Origin of the sequence: Lactonifactor longoviformis, from assembly GCF_042848515.1 — a bacterium.
Classification (GTDB): domain Bacteria; phylum Bacillota; class Clostridia; order Lachnospirales; family Lachnospiraceae; genus Lactonifactor; species Lactonifactor longoviformis.
Genome location: NZ_AP031453.1, coordinates 1,191,045 through 1,209,314, shown reverse-complemented (window position 1 = coordinate 1,209,314; position 18,270 = coordinate 1,191,045). Strand labels below are relative to the sequence as shown.

Here is an 18,270-nt window from a genome sequence, read left to right as displayed (position 1 = left end):
ATCAAATGAGGGAGAACTATTATGAAACGGAAGATAAAAATGATCGAGGACCTTTCTCTGAATGCCTGGCCTTCTCATCAAATGCAGATATACGACAGCTGGATTCTGCGCTTTTCTTATTTTTATACCCACCGCACCAACAGTGTGGAGCAGCTGGGCCCATCCACTATCCCCCTGAGGGAAAAGATAAACTACTGTGAAAGTATCTATGAAGACTGGGGCACACCGACCATCTTTAAGATCAGCCCTCTTGTAGACAGCGCGTTTGACCAGATGCTGGCAGAGAGTGGATACAACATCAGTCATATAACAGAAGTAATGACTATGGATCTGGAGAAATTTTCCTGCACCCCTCCGTCCTGTGACGTGCATTTGGATCACTATATCCCCGCCGAATGGATCCAGGGGCTTTTCCGCCTGAAAGGAACCACCAACCCCATTCACCGCTCCATTGTTCCCTCTATGTACCGGGCCATCCCTAAAGATACCATTGCTGCCTCTATCAAAGTTGACGGCCAGATAGCTGCCACCGGACTTGGGATACTGGACCGGGAATACATTGGCCTGTATGCCATTCACGTAGAAGAGCTGTACCGGAAAAGGCACTGGGGGCAGGCAATCTGCACAGCAATCATTCAGGAAGGCATCCGTCAGGGAGCCTCCTCCTCATACCTCCAGGTAGTAAAGGGCAATGAACCGGCCAAACGCCTGTATTCTGCTCTAGGATACGAAGATTTTTATACTTACTGGTTCCGCCAGAAGGATGCCGAATAATCTAAAAGCACACAAGGGGCTGTCCCGAAATAACATTGTCAGGACAACCCCTTCCCCATAGTTTCTATAGTTCATGACTCTCTTCTATTTTCTTTTCTATCTCCCTTCTCATTGCCGCATAGCTCTTTTTATCAATCCCATAGAAAATCAGAGCTACAGCTGCCCCTATGAGCAAGATGCCGCAGATTCCGTTCATTGTCAGGTTAATGGCAGTCAGTACAGAAGTATTCTGCTCTGCATTTGCCATATATCCCAGGGCACTTAAGATCCATCCTATAAAAGCAGTACAAAATGCCATTCCCAGCTTAAATGCGAAGTTGATAAACGCTGAGATAAATCCAATGGCATGGGTGTGATATTTATATTGTGTGTATTCCGAGCAATCCGGAACCATTCCAAAAAGAGAAGCAAGGCCAAGCCCCCCGCCGATTCCTGTCAGGAATGTCATAAAATGATATGAGTTTAGACCTGTCTGGGTATGTACAGGCAGAAAATTCATAATTACCATAAGTATTCCACTGGCCATAAATCCAATCAGAGGAAGTGTTCTCTTATTGGAAACTTTTTTTACCAGAAAAGCCAGAGAATATGTTCCAAATACCCTGCCCAGAAACATCAGGCTTGAGTTCAGCATAAACAGATTGGCATCTCCTACATAATACTTAAAGTAGTACATTCTCACAGCCCCTATTGCTGCCTCGTAGAATCCCCAGCACACAAAGGATATAATCAGTATGTGAACCGGACGGTTGCCTTTTAAAACCCTCACATATTCTTTTAAGCTCATCTTCTCTTCTGTCATGGGAATGTCAACTGTCTCTCTAGTCGTCTTAAAACAGAATAAATAGATAGGAAAAGCTATGGCAGAAAAAATTATAGCCGCATAAAAATAGCCTTTGGCCTCATCTCCCTTACCTGCAAAGTTAACAACCCTCAGCACCCCCTGAGACAGTATCAGGGTTGCAATAAAAGCTCCTGTCATACGCCAGCTCGACAACTTGGAGCGTTCATTGTCATCCCTGGTTATGGCGGCCGGCATAGCAGAATATGGAATATTCACACAGGTATAAGCGATTACTAAAACCACATAAACCGCCAAAGCATACACTGCCCGCACATTTACATTGTCAGAAGGAAACACTGTAAAGCTCATAATATTGAAAATCAGCATAGGAACCGCCGCAAATATGATCCAGGGGCGGTATCTTCCCCACTTAGACTTCGTCCGGTCTGCTAATGCCCCTACAATGGGATCACTGACAGCATCAATCCCTTTCGAAAGAAGCATGAATGTGCCGCAGAGAGCCGCAGGAATAAGTGCAACATCGGTCCAGAAATACAGCAGATAGCCTGATACAAGTGCCCAGCTGAAATTATTTGCGAAGTCCCCTGAGGCATAGCCAATTACACGAAACGCAGATAGTTTTTCCTTGTTCTCTGTTTTTGTACCCATGCAGTCATCCTCCTAATTTGAGCAGTCCAGCAGAATTTTAGGATAAATAGATTTATGAAATAGAGCAAAAGCCTCTGCCCCCTCCCTAAGAGGCATTACTTTTCCAATTATTTTATCCAGCTGCATTCTCGGAATCAGATTAATCGTTCTGTTCATAATAGACGTTGTGGTAAATACCGTCTGTATCCGGCCTTCCTTCCTGTATAAGTCATATAAGTTCAGAGGCATTTCAAAGGTCGGAGGGAATACTGCGAAATATACCGCCGTTCCACATTTAGCCAGAATTTTCAAAGGAGTTTCGGCTGCCTTCGGAGAGCCCGAGAACTCAAAAACCATGTCAAACCCCTCACCCCCGGTTATCTCCATAGCCCTCGCCTCCACATCTTCATGAAAGGGATCTATCACATGTAAGGCTCCCATGTCCAGCGCCATATTCCTCTTATCCTCGACCGGATCAATAGCGGTTACTTTAGACGCTCCTGAGAGGAGAATCATATTCAGCATAATGGAGCCAATCCCGCCCACACCTGCTATAGCCACAGTTGCCCCGTGACGGATAGGTGCAAGATCCAGTGCCCGCACAGTGCAGTTTGCCGGTTCCACCAGGCTATAATGCATGAGATCAGCATCCTTGGGAATCTTAAAGACTGCGCTGATATCGGTGACCACATACTCTGCGAATGCACCGGTTGTCTGGGAATGAACGCAATACTGAGGCATCCCTTTTTTGCACTGTTCGCATATACCGCAGCTGGTTACCGGATACAATGCCACCTTGTCTCCCACCTGATAACCCGCAGCAGCGGCTTCCGGACTGACTTCCTCAATAATTCCTGACGCTTCATGCCCCAGCGCCATGGGCGGTTTCGCATCCAGCACCCCCATTGTTACCTGATGTACATCTGTTGCGCAGAGAGCCGCGTAGGCAATCTTAATCTTCACCTGGCGCGGAAGCACAGGCGGGATATCTACCTCCAGCACCTCTACTTTATTCTCCGCTACAAACCACAGTTGTCTCATTTTAGCCATATCCATACCTCCATAATAGCCGCATCCTGTTCCCCGGAACATTATGCACATATTTTTCTCTGATACATGAATTATATTAGCTATTATTTCTAAATTCAATTGACCTGAAAGACATATTTTTCTCTAATATGTCTCTTTTCTATCATTTATATTTACTTTATTGTTTATTTGTGCTAAAATTCACTCATAATTTTGTAAACAAACTGCCAGTGAGGTGATTCCGATTGGACAATATCTATAACCCCGATAATCTATATCAAAAATATATAACCTCTGTCACCATGCCTGATTTCGATTTTATGATTCAATATGCAGAAAAGCTGAACAGTTCCACGGTAGAATTCCGACATTATCACCCATACTATGAAATTTATTATGTAACAAGCGGCCGTCTGCATGTCCTGGTACAAGAACAGGAATTGACCCTTTCTGCCGGAGAGGTTCTTTATCTTTCTCCTAATATTAATCACCACGTATTTCATGAACCAAATGAAAAAAAGGAATATTTTGTGATTATCTTCGATTTTGTCTCCAAAGTATCCTCAAAATCGCTGTTTGGCGCTCTGGAATATAAAGAAATCCAGCAAGTGCTGGATTTGATCGTTCATGAGAAGTATCTGCTGTCCAGGGAAACCTTCCACGGCACCAGACTTTTGAATCAAATATGGAATGAAATGAAGGAAAAAAAGATTGGCTGGGCTTCTGTAACCAATGTTTTATTTTACCAGTTTTTTATACAGGCACTTCGGCATATTAATGATAAAGTATCGTCGCAGCAAAAGCCTGACGGTATACTAAACCTAGGGCTGGAGGCTTCCAAGTATATCCATATGAACTACCAGCATGAAATCACCATAGACAGTGTAGCTGCACATTTGAATATCGCCCCCAGACATGTAAACAGAGTATTTCAGTCTCTCTTCGGAACCACTTTCAGCAAGACTCTAAGCATACTGCGCATGGAATATGCCAAAGACTATCTCTGCAATACAGATTACTCTATTGAGGAAATCGCCCATATTGTGGGATTCGCCTCTCCAAAGTCGCTTCAGAAGCTCTTTAAAGAAATGGAGCATATGTCTATGTCAGAATACAGAAAAACAAGGTGACAGGGGAATAACAAAAAACATTCCCGCAGGAAAATCAAGTTTAAAACTCTTGATTCCTGCGGGAATGCTTTTATTCGACAGTCCTTTTGTTCTCCGTTATACTACTTGCTGCTCAGATATTTCTCAATGCTCTCCATAGCTTCTGCTTCGTCTGCTCCCTCCACAGAAACTGTAACAGACTCTCCTGAATCCAATCCTAAACTCATCATTCCCATAATGCTCTTTGCATTGACCTTTTTTGCTTCACTTTCTACGTAGATGCTGCTCTCATACTGACTCGCAACCTGTACTAATAATGCAATAGGGCGCGCCTCTAAGCCGTTTGAGATTTTGATAGTAATTGGTTTCCTGATCATACTTACTCCTCCTTGTGTCCTTTCAACTCTTCTGCCATGCTGCTCAACTTTCTAAGTCTATGGTTCACTCCGGATTTCCCAACGGGAGGTGATAACAACATCCCCAGTTCCTTTAAGGTAGCTTCCGGATATTCTAACCTCAGGTTAGCTATCTCTTCCAGGTTCTCCGGGAGCTCATGAAATCCTATGGTTTTTTGGATATATTTAATATCCTCTATTTGCTTAACTGCCGCACTCACTGTCTTGTTTATGTTAGCAGTTTCACAATTAACTTTACGGTTGACGCTGTTTCTCATCTCTTTTAGTATTCTCACATTTTCAAGATCCATGAGAGAAACATTGGCTTCCATAATCCCCAGAATCTCTACAATCTGGGCGCCTTCCTTAATGTAGACTACAAAATACTTTTTTCTGCCTACGATTTTAGCATCCACGCCGAAGCTGCATATCAGTTCCTGCATCTGCACTGCTTTCTCTCTGGTGTTGCAGACAATCTCAAAATGATAAAACTTCTGAGGATCGCTTAGAGACCCTGATGCCAAAAACGCACCTCTGATAAATGCCCGTCTGCAGCAGCTTTTTTGAACCACCATCTGGTTCACCAGATTATGGTGAGGTGCTATCTGCATATCCGAACTCAGTATCTTGACCGCCTGCAGAACACGTACAGTATCTTCCGGCGTATCCACCAAAACGGTATAACCGTTGTTCTTATGTAGCGATGGATTCTGTCTGACGCAGATATCAGTATCTATATTAAATGTTTTTTTCAATAATGTAAAGTACTTTCTTGCTACATATTCATTTTCTGTGTGCATAGTCAGCATAAATCCATCCTGACCCGACGGCGTAATCCTTCCGCAAAACCCTATAATTGCGGCCAGCTCAGCGATTTGGCAGTGTCTGGCTTCGCTGATGTGCCTGGATAATTCTTCCTTTACTTGTCCGGAAAAAGACATTTTCATTACCTGCCTTATATTTTTTTGCGGAACGCATCCTTTGTTATATCCTTATGTTCTACCCGCAGGGCAAATTCAGTCTCCTGACTCAACCTTCTGTAGAGTTCATTGGCCAGAGTTACCGAACGGTGCTTCCCGCCTGTGCAGCCAATGCTGATAACCAGCTGGTTTTTTCCTTCCATTATGTAATTAGGAATTAAAAACCGTATCATATCCTCCAGTTTATCAGAAAACTCATGTGACACGTCAAATCCCATTACGTAATCCCTGACCGGTTCATCATTTCCGGTCAGAGGCCGAAGCTCTTCGATATAATATGGATTTGGCAGAAAACGTACATCAAACACCAAATCGGAGTCACCCGGTATTCCATATTTGAATCCAAAGGACAGTATCGTAATTACAAGGCTACGGAATTCCAGATTCTGGACAAAAATCTTGTCAATCTCTCCTTTTAGTTCCCTGGTGAGGAGATAGCTTGTATCGATAATATAATCCGCATGTTTTTTCAAAAATTCCAGCCTTCCGCGTTCCTTGGCAATGCCCTGGTCCACCCGCCCATTCCCGGCAAGGGGATGGGTGCGGCGGGTCTCCTTGTATCGTTTCACCAGCACGGAATCCTTGGCATCCAAAAAAAGAATCTCATACTTGAAGCCGGCCAGAGTAAGCCCCTCCAGGACCTTTTCCAATTCCCCCAACGCCTGACCGCTTCTGACATCCACGCCCAGGGCAACCTTTTGTATCTCACTGGCCTCGCTGGCAACCATAAGCTGTGCAAATTTTTCGATCAAAGGGATAGGCAGATTATCTACGCAGAAATAATCCGCATCCTCAAGCATCTTGAGAGCGGTACTCTTGCCAGCCCCGGACATTCCAGTCACTATCACAAAACGCATCTTTTACTCCTCCTGTCAGAATTCTCCCAAAAACTTCACTTCCGGTTCCAGGGTTACATTTGAATTCTCATACACTCTCTCAATGATCTGACGGATGAGCTCCCTCACCTCTTCTGCTGTGGCATTTCCATTATTGATTACAAAACCGCAGTGCTTATCAGAAACCTGAGCATTTCCCACTGCAAACCCCCGAAGTCCGGCATCCATGATAAGCTTCCCCGCAAAATATCCCTGGGGACGTTTAAATGTACTGCCTGCACTGGGATATTCCAGAGGCTGCTTGCTCACCCTTCTGTCACGCAGCTCGTTCATTCTTTCCCTGATTTTTTCTTTTTCCCCAGGCATAAGCCGGATGGCCGCCTCCAGGACAATATAGCCGGATTCTTTGATTATGCTGGTCCGGTAACCAAGCTTCAATTCCTCCGCTTTCAGGCAGCAGACCTCTCCCTCGTTGGTCATCACCACCACCTCCTGAAGGACATCCTTCATCTCTCCTCCATAGGCACCTGCATTCATTACAACCGCTCCCCCCAGTGTCCCGGGGATCCCTCCTGCGAATTCAAATCCGGTAAGCCCATATTCCATCGCTTTTCTGGCGACTTGAGAAAGCAGTGCCCCTGCCTTTACTGTGAGCAGTGTGCCTTCCACCAGGATATCACTCAGGTTCCGGTAGATCTGGATAATTGCTCCCCGGTAACCATTATCACTCACCAGCAGATTGCTTCCGTTCCCAAGAATAAAATAGGGTACCTCCGCCTCCTGGCAGGTATGTAATATCCTTTGTATCTCTTCAATGGAGTGGGGGCACAGATAGTAATCCGCCGGTCCTCCGATGCGGAAGGTGGTATGATTACACATAGGCTCATCCGTCCAAACGTTATCACTTCCTACTATGCTGCAAAATTCATTTACTATATTTTCCTTCAACTGTCTAACCTCTGCTTCCCTCTGTCTTTATTTATTCTGCTCTTTTTCCTTCAGCAAGTCGCGAATCACTTCCCCTGCAATCAAAAGCCCCGCCACGCTGGGCACAAAAGAGATGCTTCCCGGCACAGGGTGATTCGTGTTTCCTTTTGTCTCCTGAGGTTCTCCCCTCTTTCTCCTGTCCTTCTGAGGAAGCTCAGTGGAAAAAAGCACCTTAACTTTTTTTATTTTTCTTTTTTTCAGTTCCAGACGCATAACCTTTGCCAATGGGCAGACACTCGTCTTGGAAATATCTGTGATCTGGAATTTGGACGGGTCCAGTTTATTCCCCGTTCCCATAGATGAGATGATAGGAACCTGCGCTTCCTTGGCTTTTTCAATGAGCAGGATTTTGGAAGATACCGTATCAATGGCGTCCACCACATAATCAAACGTACTAAAATCAAAGAGTTCTGCCGTTCTGGCGCTGTAGAACGTATCGTATGTGTGAACCACAGCATCTTGATTAATATCCATGATCCTGTCCTTTGCTACCTGTGTCTTGGATTTTCCTATCGTAGATCGAAGAGCAATCAGCTGACGGTTGATATTGGTAACCGCTACCTCATCATTGTCAACCAGCGTAAGATTGCCGACCCCGCTTCTGGCAAGTGCTTCCACCACATAGGAACCAACGCCCCCGATTCCGAAGACAGCGACTTTAGACCGCATTAAGGTGTCCAGCCCTTTTTCTCCTATCAGAGATTCTGTTCTGGAAAACGCATGCAACATAAGTGTCATTCCTCCTATTTTCCTCTCACCTGTTCTCCAGGCAATAGTATAATGTCTATATATATCGACATTATACTATTTAAACCGGGAAAAGTACATGCTTTTTTCCTTTGGTAATTTTTAGTCCTTCATTTTCGGCTTAAAGATCAGACTGGCCAGGTATCCAAAGACAAGGGCAGCACTGATTCCTACCGCACTTGCAGTAAAACCGCCCATAAAAATGCCCAGAAAGCCTTTTTCTGTAACGGCTTTCTCAACTCCTTTCCAGAGTACATTTCCAAAGCCCAGCAGCGGTACGCTGGCTCCCCCTCCGGCAAATTTCAAAAATGGTTCGTAGATTCCCACAGCTCCCAGCACTGCTCCGGTGCACACCAGAAGTACCATAACTCTTCCGGGAAGCATTTTGGTTTTATCCAGCAGAATCTGTACCAGCGCACAGATTAAACCTCCTACCCAGAATGCATTGATATAATCCATAATATTTCTCCTTCTCACAATTTAGTACTTTGTATCTGTTAACAATGCTCCACTACCACTGCCTGGGCGATCCCCGGAACACTCTGCCCCTCATTAAAACTCACCTTTGAAAGCAGAGCACCCGTTGGCACAAAGAGAATCCGCTTCCACTCTCCCTTTTCCAGCTTCGGCAGAATATAGGAAGCGAAGGTGGCCGCAGAGCATCCGCATCCGCTCCCCCCTGCGTGGGTATCCTGGGCGGCATTGTCAAAAATCTCGATGCCGCAGTCCATATGCTGCTTTTTAATATCAAAGCCCTTCTCTGCCATCAGGTCAAACAGGATTCTCTGCCCTACCTCACCCAAGTCCCCGGTAATAATGCGGTCATAGTCCCCGGGACTTCTGTTGAAGTCCATAAGGTTCTGATAAATGGTGTCACAGGCTGCCGGAGCCATACAAGCTCCCATATTCAAAGAGTCCTTCAGTCCGTAGTCAATAATTTTTCCTGTGGTCAAACCAGTAATTCTGGCTTTTCCCCCCTTCTTTCCAAGCACACAGGCGCCGCTTCCGGTTACCGTCCAGGTAGCAGAAAGAGGACGCTGGTTCCCATATTCCAGAGGAAACCGGAATTCTTTTTCCGCACTTCCGAAATGGCTGGAAGTAATCGAAAGTACATACTCTCCAAACCCTCCGGATACTGCCATGGCCCCCAGAGAAAGCGCTTCCCCCATGGTAGAACAGGCGCCGTACAGACCGTAGACAGGTATCTCCAGATCCATAATTCCAAAGGAGGACGCAATCGACTGCGCCAGAAGATCCCCGGCAAAGATGGTGCGGATCTGCCACTTTTCCAGTTTCGCCTTTCCTATGGCCAGCTGTGCTGTTTCCTTCTGAAGGGTACTCTCCGCATCCTCCCAAGTCTGGCACCCAAACATAGGATCCTCCCCGATTAAATCAAAGCAGGAACCCAGAGGACCTTCCCCCTCTTTCTTTCCTACTATAGAAGCTCCGCTGAGAATGTGAACTCCCTCCTGAAACTCTATACTCTGTTTTCCTTTTGTCTGATCCATTTTGTTTCTCCTCTCTATGCAATTCCTGCTGTTTTTAATATCCAGTAGGCCAGTCCCAGAATCCAGCTGGTAAATATCCCATAAAGAATCACAGGGCCTGCAATCGTAAAGATCTTGCACCCAATGCCAAAGACCTGCCCTTCCTTCTGATATTCAATCGCAGGGGCCGCTACAGAATTTGCGAATCCTGTAATAGGCACCAAAGCCCCGGCTCCTCCGAATTTTACTATTTTCCCATATACATTCAGCCCTGTTAACAGAACGCTTAGAAGTACCAGTATCAGAGAGCACCAGGCTCCTGCTGTCTCCTGATCTAAGCCCCGGCTCTGTGCAAAATTTAGTATTCCCTGTCCCAGAGTACAGATGATCCCCCCAATTAGAAACGCCTTTGCCATGTTCAGGGGGAGACTGTGGGTTGGCGTTACCTTTTTTACATACTTTTCATATTCTTTTTGTTTTTTTTCTTTCGCTATATCAACCATTGCTTTTCGTCCTTTCTCACTGATTTATTCAGGCCTTTACCATCCATAGAAAAAGAAAAGGATGGAGCCTATTATTTTTCCGGCTGCCATGGACACGATTACAAGACCAATTCCTTTGGTCAATCCCACTCTCCTGGCCATGATTGCGAATATATTAACCACTTCTCCCAGTGCTATCACCCAGCTGCCCAGAAAGATACCAAAGAGCAGCCCCACAATACAGAGACCTATGGTCCCCACAGGCAGCTCCCAACGGTAAAGATAAAAGAGGTTGCCGAAAATAGTCCCCAGCATAGTACAGGTCTCATACAGCAGAATCCTGTCTCCTGTGTGAGTAATCCCCGCATATCTGGGGATAATCCCCAATCCGATCATGAGAGCTGCCAGACCGCTTGCCACTACCATCCCCCCTGCAAGTCCGATGGCTCCAACTGCAATCTGAGATACTAACCACATTTACTGATTCTCCTTTCGCTCTGCCTGCTCAATGATCGTAGTATCGATGTCATCCTCATAGAGACGCATCTCAACTTCCATAGGCGTAGGATCCTGTGTCAGGCGTTTGCCCCCGAAATGATTAAAGAAGAAGATAACCCCAAGGCCGATTCCGATGGAATAGGTAAGCTCCAGGATCGTATATCCATCTGAAATATTGCCGGTAAACTGTTTATATATATGGAAAAACAGCCCTGAGGTATCCACATCCGTATTGAAGGTCATAATGGAGAAGGCCGCGCCCACAAAGGTTACCAGGCATACCAATATGGTTTTAAACCAGCTGTAGGCCACATGTTTGTGTTTCTGAGTTTCATAGGTAATTACAAAATTGGGCTCTCCGATATGACTTACATCCACACTCTGTTCTTTTTTCTGAATCTCATCAATCAGATCCATGGCTGAAACAACGTATCTGCCCGGCTTATTCTGCGGTATGGTAAAGACTTTTCTGACCTTATTTCTGTTGAGTACACTGCTGTTGCAGCAGGAGAGCTTCGCCACATCCTGCAGATATACATCCGGGCTGTGTACCTCTACATTTTTTTCGGTTTGAATATATAAAGTGTCACTCATGATTTCACTCCCTTACAGGTACTTTTCTTCCATGTAGTATGCCTTTCTTTCTACTAAAATATACAAATACAGCCTGCCGTGATTTGCATCAAAGGATGCAGACCGCACGGCAGGCTGTAAGTATAAAGCAGCTAAAGTTTTCCCCGGAGAGACTGAAGTATCCTTTTTTCCATCCTGGATACCTGCACCTGAGAGATTCCCATCTCTTTTGCAATCTCTGACTGGGTTCTTTCCTGAAAAAAACGCATATAAATTAATTTTCTGTCCTGGGCATCCAGGGTACCCAGAATCTCCTCCAGCAGAAGCCGGTTGAGAAGTGCCTCCTGATGATCCTTCTTTTCCTCCAGTTTCTCTTCCAGAGAGATATCGCTGCCATCCCCCTGGTAGATTGTCTTCTGAAGGGATTCTATCTGGGAGCCGGCCTCCATCGCCATAACAAGCTCCTCCTGGGTTACCTGCAGTTCATTGGCAATCTCCAGCAGGGTCGGCTCTCTTCCCGTACTCCTCTCCAGTTCCTCCCGGGTTACATAAGCTTTATACGAGATCTCCTTCATGGAGCGGCTGACCTTAATCATACCGTCATCTCTGAGAAAACGCTTAATTTCCCCGGCAATCATGGGGACAGCATAGGTGGAGAATTTGACATCAAAAGACGTGTCAAATTTGTCGATAGCCTTAAGCAGTCCGATGCTTCCAATCTGAAACAGGTCCTCCAACTCTACTCCGCGGTTGCCGAACCGCTTTACTATGCTCCATACTAATCCGATATTTTCCTCTACTAATGTATCTCTTGCTTCCTTATCCCCTTGGTGCGCACGCCCGATCAGGGCAAGGATATGGTCCATATTTCCTCCTTCTATTCGAACAGTGTATTCTTATTGCTTATTCTTTTTTTCATCCACACCTTCGTCCCCTGACCCGGTGCAGAGTCCACAGTTACCTCGTCCATAAATGCTTCCATAAAAGCAAATCCCATCCCGGACCTGTCCTGCTCCGGTTTCGTGGTAAACAGCGGCTCCATTGCTTTCTTTACATTTTCTATTCCTCTTCCCCTGTCAATGATGCCAACCTCCATCTCATTATCACGGATACGGCACTCTATCCTTATCTTATGTATTTCCCCCTCATACCCGTGGACAATGGCATTGGTAATGGCTTCCGAGACTGCTGTCTTTATGTCTGTCATCTCCTCCAGCGTCGGATTCAGCTGGGTACAAAAAGCTGCAACCGTTACTCTCGCAAAACTCTCATTGCAGGAACGGCTGTCAAATTCAATTATCATTTCATTGGTATTTTCCATATCTGCTCCCCTCACTTTCTTTTTTGTGTCCATACAGTTTCCTGGCTGATTTCTATAAACTTGTGGATCCCTGACAGCTGCATAATACGCAGAAGTCTGTCGCTTACGTGGATCGCAGTCACTGTACCTCCCATATAGCGCAGAAGCCGGTAACGCCCCATCAACATACCGATCCCTGAACTGTCCATAAATGTAGTATTCCGGAAGTCAAACACTACATTCCGGACTACTCCCTCCTCCAGTCTTTTATCCACCGCTCTGCGGATTGGCTCCGCTGTGTGGTGATCCAGCTCTCCGGGAACTGCAACCATCAGACAGTTCCCTTTTTTAAGCAAAAATTCCTCCATATTCCCATCTTTCCCCTTTTCTACAAGTTTTATACTGTTCTCATGTATTTTTCAGCTCCTGAAGTATCTGTACAATAAAAAGAGATGCACGCAGTTTGGTGCATCCCCTAATCCGAGGTTTCTCTTTTTGTTTCTTCCCGTAAACTTTATTCTCCTTCTTCTGTGCCTCTGTTGTCCCCTGTGTCTTCCGGCTGATCTCCGGAATTCTCTTCCCGGGTATCTTCTCCCTGGGTGTCTCCCTCACCGGTGTCCCCGTTTCCAGAAGTTCCTCCCAGGGCCTCCATATAATCCTTGGCGTCTGTGGCCCGTTTTGTATTCGGGAAGGTATCGATTATTTTCTGGAACTGGGCAATAGCATTCTGCGTATCTCCGGTCTCTCTGTACGCCATAGCCAGATAGTACAGGACATTGTAATCACTGGCGTCAATCTCCTGGGCTTTGGTGAGCTGATCGATAGCTGCGGCATAGTCCTGGGATTCATAGGCACTCTCGCCGTCCTTTTTATACTGGCGGTACAGAGTTGTTTTCACTTCTCCGAACACCGTATCATAGACAGACTTGGCCTCTATGGACAGAAGGTCAGGATTTACACTCTGAAGTGCGTTGGCCGCCGTGGTATAATTTTCTTCCCGCAGGGCAGAAGAAGCTTTCATCAGATTATCATAACTGGCAGCCTTTTCCTCTGCCTGTGCAACCTGATCGTTTGCCGAATCCACTGTGCTCTGGGAGCTTTCTATGCTGCTCTGCAGACGCTCCAGTTCCGCTGCCTGACTGGCCACCTGATCGCTGTATTCCACCACCTTTTGATTTGCCTCCTGGTTTACTTTCTGGATCTTCCCGGGTACGATTAAAAACCATAAAAGGGCTGCCCCAACCACCAGACCGAATCCGAGATTCAGAAGAGTGGCTACCGTCGAGCTCTCCCTAAAAGCAGGAGGCTGAATCACAAGATCATTCCCGGAATAATACACAGACCGCTCTGCTTTTTTTTCTTCCTTTTCTCTGCTCAGCCCCCGGAACCTGGGTTCCAGACTGGTCACCTTTCCGGTCTGCTCGTCCACCTCCCGCAGAAAGCGGAGGGTGGTAGTATTGGTCTTATCAATTTTGGCTGCACTTCTCAGCAGCTTCCTGGCTTTCTCATAGGCCTGTTCCCTGATATAGAGAAGCGCCAGAAGGTGGTAACCCTTGATCAGCTTTTGATTCTGGGCCAGCACCTTTTTAAGCTGCATAACAGCCATATCAACATTCCCCTGCCTGCAGTAAAGCAGAGACTGGTTGTACTTTTTTATCGTCTGATTAATGGTATCCAGACGGTTGGGATTCCCCTGAAGCTTCTGGATAAACTCAGCAGCAAGGTTTCCCTGGGGCTGGATGTTCTTACTAATCACCCACTCGCTGAGAGCTGCCACCACCTCACCCGTTTCAAAGTAGGCAAGTCCCAGCAGGTTTCTTGCCTGTATATTTAGTTTATTCAGCTTCAGACTTCTCTTTAGACAGTCAATTGCTCCTGACAAATCCCGGATCTGCGCTTTTTCCAATCCCTGATTGTAGTAGAGGTTTGACAAAAGCAATGCCTTCTTCTGAGCTCCCACATTGCGGTTGCAGCTGCCGCAGTAATCAGAAGCACCCAAAGGAGCGCCACAAAACATACAATTCATTTTTGCCTCTCCTTATTCTCTGTCACTACCGCTGGTTTCTGTCATAATTTCCTTTAAAATATCAATGACATCTGTCAAATCCCGGCTGTAGATCACTCCCTCAGCGTCATCTACATCCAGGCAGGGCTGAAACTTCTTTAACTCCTCTTCATAATTAATCATGTACTCTCCTCCTGATATAATCCTTTATCTCCCCTACCAGATACAAAGAACCTGCGCAGAAAAGCATCCCTTCCTTTTTCAGGTCACAGGCCTTCTCAAATGCATGTTCTATATTAGGACAAGCATATACTGTTTCGCAGGCATTCTCCCGGAATACCTCTGCCAGTCTGCCGGCTGAGACAGCCCGGCTTCCCCCCACCTCCGTGGTGACAACACCGGAAAGGGTAAGGCTGCTGCAGATTTCCCGAATCATGTCCTTATAATCTTTATCCGAGACTGCGGAAAATAACAGGGTCACCGGATATTCCTCTTCAAAATGTGACACCGTTTCAACGAAGCGTGCCACTCCGTCTTCGTTATGGGCTCCGTCTACGATAACTCCCGGCAGAACGGTTTCCATTCTGCCCTGCCATCTGGTTGCTGCTATCCCTTTCACCAGTGCTTCCACCGGTATTTTGTGGGTATCTTTGAGTACCTCCATCACCTTCATAGCCAGGGCGGCATTCATCACCTGATACCTGGCAATAAAGGGAATCCTGACAGCCACATCTTGATAATACCCATTATTCCACGAAAAATCAATGCCTTCACTGGCAATTCTATGAATAGAAATCTGATCTTCTGTTACCGGGCAGGATAAACTCTCCATTGCCTCCGCTCTCTTTTTGATGACTTCTGAGGATGCCAAGACATTGCCGTCATAGATAACAGGTACCTGATGCTTAATAATTCCGGCCTTTTCTCCTGCGATAGCGGTTACCGTGTCTCCCAGATATTCTGTGTGATCCAGACTGACGGATGTGATGACACAGGCCAGGGGCCGGGCAATGGAATTCGTAGCATCCATCCTTCCTCCCAGTCCTGTCTCCAGAATAATGTATTCCACATCTTTCTTCCAAAAGATCCACATTCCCATCAGGAAGAGGAATTCAAAGTATGTGGGATGGTAGCTTCCCTCTGACAGAAGTTCGTCTGAAAGTTCTTTTACCTTAATAAATGCCTCCAGAAACAGTTGGTTGTCCACAGGCACCTCGTCAATCTGAAACCGTTCATTGATCTCCACCAGATGGGGGGATGTAAACAGTCCGCAGACACAGCCTCCCTGCCGGAGCATGGATGCCAGGAAGGCACAGACGCTCCCTTTCCCGTTAGTGCCTGCAACATGGATGATTTTTTTATCAGAACCTGGATTCCCCAAACGTCTTAAACATTCTTTGGTGTGTTCCAGCTTATTTTTCTTTGTAAATTTAGGAATCTCTTCAATGTATTCTACTGCCTCTTCATAAGTAAACAAAGCTGTTTCCTCTCTTTTCTCTGTTGAACTAAATTAAAAGCCACCGCTGTATCATTTTGGTCACTCTTTACCATTATAATATAGCGGCGGCAATATGCAAGCAAATTATGTCGTATCTCTTAAAGTTTCTTTTACTCTGCAGGGGGAACCAAATTCTGGGGTTCATCCTGGGTTACATCAGCCACGGGAATCCTGTAGATAATCGGATCCGTTCTTGTGAGCACCTTTTTTGTGGGGCTGTTGCTTCTTATGGCCACGTCCACCTCATCCCCATCCTTTAACTCCACATCTTTCAGAAGCAATGTCCTGGGATCTATGAAGGTAGTTTCTACCAGCTCCCCATTAATTTCCACGAATGCAGACTGGGTAAAGTTTGTTCCGGTCACGTAATAGCTGTTGGCTGACACCGGCTCTATCGAAGAAATGGTAGCATCGTGTATCCCCAGATGGATCTTGGTACGTTCAAAAGGACTCTGCCCATCGTAAACATATTGTTTTCCATATAAAATATCATATTGGATCATTTCCAGATCCACCTGATAATTTTTTGTTTTTCTCCGCGCCTGATGATACCGGAAAATATTTCCCTCGTGAATCCCCACACGGTTCATAACCTCTGCAGCCATCTGATAGGCAGAGAGATTCTCATCCTTTTTTTTCAGACCCATATTGTCCCACATAACATACTCCGTCTGGAACAGGTAGCGGTTTTTAACATCCTTAACGGTAAGCCCCATAGTGGGCAGATGATCCCCGTACATAACTAACACAACATCTTCATCCAATTGGGAGAGTGCATCGATTAACTCCTGTACAAATTCGTCCATCTCATGAATTTGATTGGCGTAGTACTCCCATTTGTTATTTACCGCCTCTGACTCACCGCCGGTGACTGTAATTTCCGGATTGTCAATCATTGGTTCCTCGGGATAATCTCCATGGCCCTGGACGGAGATCGTATAGACATAATCCGGGCCCTCCGTAGAGTTCAGGCAGTCCAGTATATGCCTGGTGAGGACTTTGTCTTTCATCCAGTCATTTGGATTTACTTCATCCTGCTCATCCATGTATTCTTCAGATGTGAAGGTATCAAATCCCAGATTAGCGAATACGGAACGCCTTCCGTAAAAATTAGCCTCATTGTTGTGGATGGCATGGGTGGTATACCCCAGCTCCTTCAGTATATAGGGAGCGCTCTCACAGGTTTTTTCCTTGAGAATACTCTTATACGGATACTCCCCCGGACCAAAATACCGCAGATTCATTCCGGTTATGGACTCAAACTCTGTGTTGGCCGTCCCCGCCCCCACCGACGGAACCCGATAGTAGCCGGAAGAATATTCTGACATCAGGCGGCGGAAATTAGGAATGGGATCCTCTGAAAATTGAAGATAATTAACCAGTGTGGGATCAAAGAAAGACTCCAGCTGAAGAAATAGAATATTTGGCCTGTTCTCCGTAGTCTCGGGCAGCTTACTCTCGCTTTCCTCAATCTCTGCAATCGTCTCTTCCGAATACTCTCTCGGACAGCTAATCCCTGTGTTAAACAATGTGGTAGCCAGACAGTAGGGATACCCGTAATCCTCATAGGCAAAGGCTATATTCCCAAAATAATTAGACAGTACCCTCTTTTCCAGGGCAAGCTTGGTTGTGCCCGCAAAAGCCAGTATCCCTGCAAGAACCAGGGGGATATTCCATTTGTATTTCAGTGTTCCCTGATATCTCGGCCCTTTAAAAAACAGCAGGACCAGTCCCCCCAGCGCAAGAAGAATTCCCATGAGCGCGATTACCATAAGTCCGGGAGACAAGTATTTATTCATAATATTAAAAGCATCCGTAATCAGGTGTAGATCCGGTCCTGTAAACGGTGTGACCCGGTTAGACAGCAGCACTCCGTTTATGATTCCCAGCCCCATCCAGAAAATAGCAAGAAGAGTGCGCAGGAACACACGTCTTCTCACCAGATAGACAATCAGCGTAGTGGTAAATATTAAAAATGCGTTATACAAAAAGACTAAAGGACGTTCTGTCATGAATGTATAAGCCTCAGCCACAGAATGGCGGGAGATCGCTTCTATTATAAAGTATCCCAGACACACTGCCAGCATCTGCAGAGGGACAGACACCAGATTCAGTCTTTTTATCCATTTTTCCATAAT

Annotated in this window: 21 protein-coding genes; 2 read left to right on the top strand and 19 right to left on the bottom strand. The window is 45.9% G+C overall.

All coding sequences use genetic code 11. The features are described from left to right. Positions 1-21: 21 nt before the first annotated feature. The gene (locus ACGHCT_RS05535) at positions 22-774 is read left to right on the top strand and encodes a GNAT family N-acetyltransferase (protein ID WP_154257230.1); all 753 of its coding nucleotides are present in this window, start codon (positions 22-24) and stop codon (positions 772-774) included. 64 nt (positions 775-838) lie between these two features. On the opposite strand, the gene ACGHCT_RS05530 is transcribed toward ACGHCT_RS05535, so the two are convergent. Further along, positions 839-2,227, bottom strand: coding sequence for an MFS transporter (locus tag ACGHCT_RS05530; protein ID WP_390438821.1), 1,389 nt, complete (start codon positions 2,225-2,227; stop codon positions 839-841). Between the two features lie 12 nt (positions 2,228-2,239). After that, entirely contained in the window at positions 2,240-3,256 is a 1,017-nt protein-coding gene (locus ACGHCT_RS05525; protein WP_158640973.1) for a zinc-binding dehydrogenase, read from the bottom strand. A gap of 224 nt (positions 3,257-3,480) precedes the next feature. Here ACGHCT_RS05525 and ACGHCT_RS05520 point away from each other — a divergent pair, with 224 nt between their 5' ends. Next, on the top strand, positions 3,481-4,365 hold the full coding sequence (locus tag ACGHCT_RS05520; RefSeq protein ID WP_072849253.1) for an AraC family transcriptional regulator: 885 nt from the start codon (positions 3,481-3,483) through the stop codon (positions 4,363-4,365). Positions 4,366-4,466: 101 nt separating this feature from the next. Here the strand turns inward: ACGHCT_RS05520 and ACGHCT_RS05515 are convergent, their stop codons facing one another. The 17 genes from ACGHCT_RS05515 to ACGHCT_RS05435 form a co-directional block, all read right to left on the bottom strand. After that, complete coding sequence (locus ACGHCT_RS05515; RefSeq protein ID WP_072849255.1) at positions 4,467-4,721, bottom strand: HPr family phosphocarrier protein; 255 nt, start codon at positions 4,719-4,721, stop codon at positions 4,467-4,469. Positions 4,722-4,723: 2 nt separating this feature from the next. Next, complete coding sequence (gene whiA, locus ACGHCT_RS05510) at positions 4,724-5,680, bottom strand: DNA-binding protein WhiA (RefSeq protein ID WP_390440132.1); 957 nt, start codon at positions 5,678-5,680, stop codon at positions 4,724-4,726. Positions 5,681-5,694: 14 nt separating this feature from the next. Next, the gene (gene rapZ / locus ACGHCT_RS05505; protein ID WP_072849257.1) at positions 5,695-6,576 is read right to left on the bottom strand and encodes an RNase adapter RapZ; all 882 of its coding nucleotides are present in this window, start codon (positions 6,574-6,576) and stop codon (positions 5,695-5,697) included. Between the two features lie 15 nt (positions 6,577-6,591). Further along, the gene (murB, locus tag ACGHCT_RS05500; RefSeq protein WP_390438818.1) at positions 6,592-7,503 is read right to left on the bottom strand and encodes a UDP-N-acetylmuramate dehydrogenase; all 912 of its coding nucleotides are present in this window, start codon (positions 7,501-7,503) and stop codon (positions 6,592-6,594) included. A 27-nt stretch (positions 7,504-7,530) separates the two neighbouring features. Continuing rightward, on the bottom strand, positions 7,531-8,271 hold the full coding sequence (locus ACGHCT_RS05495; RefSeq protein WP_072849260.1) for a ThiF family adenylyltransferase: 741 nt from the start codon (positions 8,269-8,271) through the stop codon (positions 7,531-7,533). Between the two features lie 120 nt (positions 8,272-8,391). Then, the gene (spoVAE, locus tag ACGHCT_RS05490; RefSeq protein ID WP_072849261.1) at positions 8,392-8,748 is read right to left on the bottom strand and encodes a stage V sporulation protein AE; all 357 of its coding nucleotides are present in this window, start codon (positions 8,746-8,748) and stop codon (positions 8,392-8,394) included. A gap of 38 nt (positions 8,749-8,786) precedes the next feature. Then, positions 8,787-9,797, bottom strand: a complete 1,011-nt coding sequence (locus ACGHCT_RS05485) for a stage V sporulation protein AD (protein WP_072849262.1) — start codon at positions 9,795-9,797, stop codon at positions 8,787-8,789. A 14-nt stretch (positions 9,798-9,811) separates the two neighbouring features. Beyond that, complete coding sequence (locus ACGHCT_RS05480) at positions 9,812-10,279, bottom strand: SpoVA/SpoVAEb family sporulation membrane protein (RefSeq protein ID WP_072849264.1); 468 nt, start codon at positions 10,277-10,279, stop codon at positions 9,812-9,814. A gap of 36 nt (positions 10,280-10,315) precedes the next feature. Then, the gene (locus ACGHCT_RS05475; protein ID WP_072849265.1) at positions 10,316-10,735 is read right to left on the bottom strand and encodes a stage V sporulation protein AB; all 420 of its coding nucleotides are present in this window, start codon (positions 10,733-10,735) and stop codon (positions 10,316-10,318) included. Continuing rightward, entirely contained in the window at positions 10,736-11,350 is a 615-nt protein-coding gene (locus tag ACGHCT_RS05470) for a stage V sporulation protein AA (protein ID WP_390438814.1), read from the bottom strand. Positions 11,351-11,481: 131 nt separating this feature from the next. Next, positions 11,482-12,195 (bottom strand): SigF/SigG family RNA polymerase sporulation sigma factor, encoded by a 714-nt coding sequence (locus ACGHCT_RS05465; RefSeq protein WP_072849267.1) that lies wholly within the window; start codon positions 12,193-12,195, stop codon positions 11,482-11,484. A gap of 11 nt (positions 12,196-12,206) precedes the next feature. Beyond that, the gene (gene spoIIAB / locus ACGHCT_RS05460; RefSeq protein WP_154257210.1) at positions 12,207-12,650 is read right to left on the bottom strand and encodes an anti-sigma F factor; all 444 of its coding nucleotides are present in this window, start codon (positions 12,648-12,650) and stop codon (positions 12,207-12,209) included. An 11-nt stretch (positions 12,651-12,661) separates the two neighbouring features. Continuing rightward, complete coding sequence (locus tag ACGHCT_RS05455; RefSeq protein WP_242946721.1) at positions 12,662-12,985, bottom strand: anti-sigma factor antagonist; 324 nt, start codon at positions 12,983-12,985, stop codon at positions 12,662-12,664. Positions 12,986-13,143: 158 nt separating this feature from the next. Further along, a complete protein-coding gene (locus ACGHCT_RS05450) occupies positions 13,144-14,655 on the bottom strand; it encodes a tetratricopeptide repeat protein (RefSeq protein WP_390438809.1) in 1,512 nt (503 codons plus the stop codon). A 12-nt stretch (positions 14,656-14,667) separates the two neighbouring features. Then, on the bottom strand, positions 14,668-14,817 hold the full coding sequence (locus tag ACGHCT_RS05445; RefSeq protein ID WP_167594272.1) for a hypothetical protein: 150 nt from the start codon (positions 14,815-14,817) through the stop codon (positions 14,668-14,670). Further along, entirely contained in the window at positions 14,810-16,111 is a 1,302-nt protein-coding gene (locus tag ACGHCT_RS05440) for a bifunctional folylpolyglutamate synthase/dihydrofolate synthase (protein WP_390438807.1), read from the bottom strand. Before ACGHCT_RS05440 ends, ACGHCT_RS05445 begins: the two co-directional genes overlap by 8 nt. Before the next feature lie 131 nt (positions 16,112-16,242). Continuing rightward, positions 16,243-18,267 (bottom strand): LTA synthase family protein, encoded by a 2,025-nt coding sequence (locus ACGHCT_RS05435; protein WP_072849272.1) that lies wholly within the window; start codon positions 18,265-18,267, stop codon positions 16,243-16,245. Between the last annotated feature and the right edge of the window lie 3 nt (positions 18,268-18,270).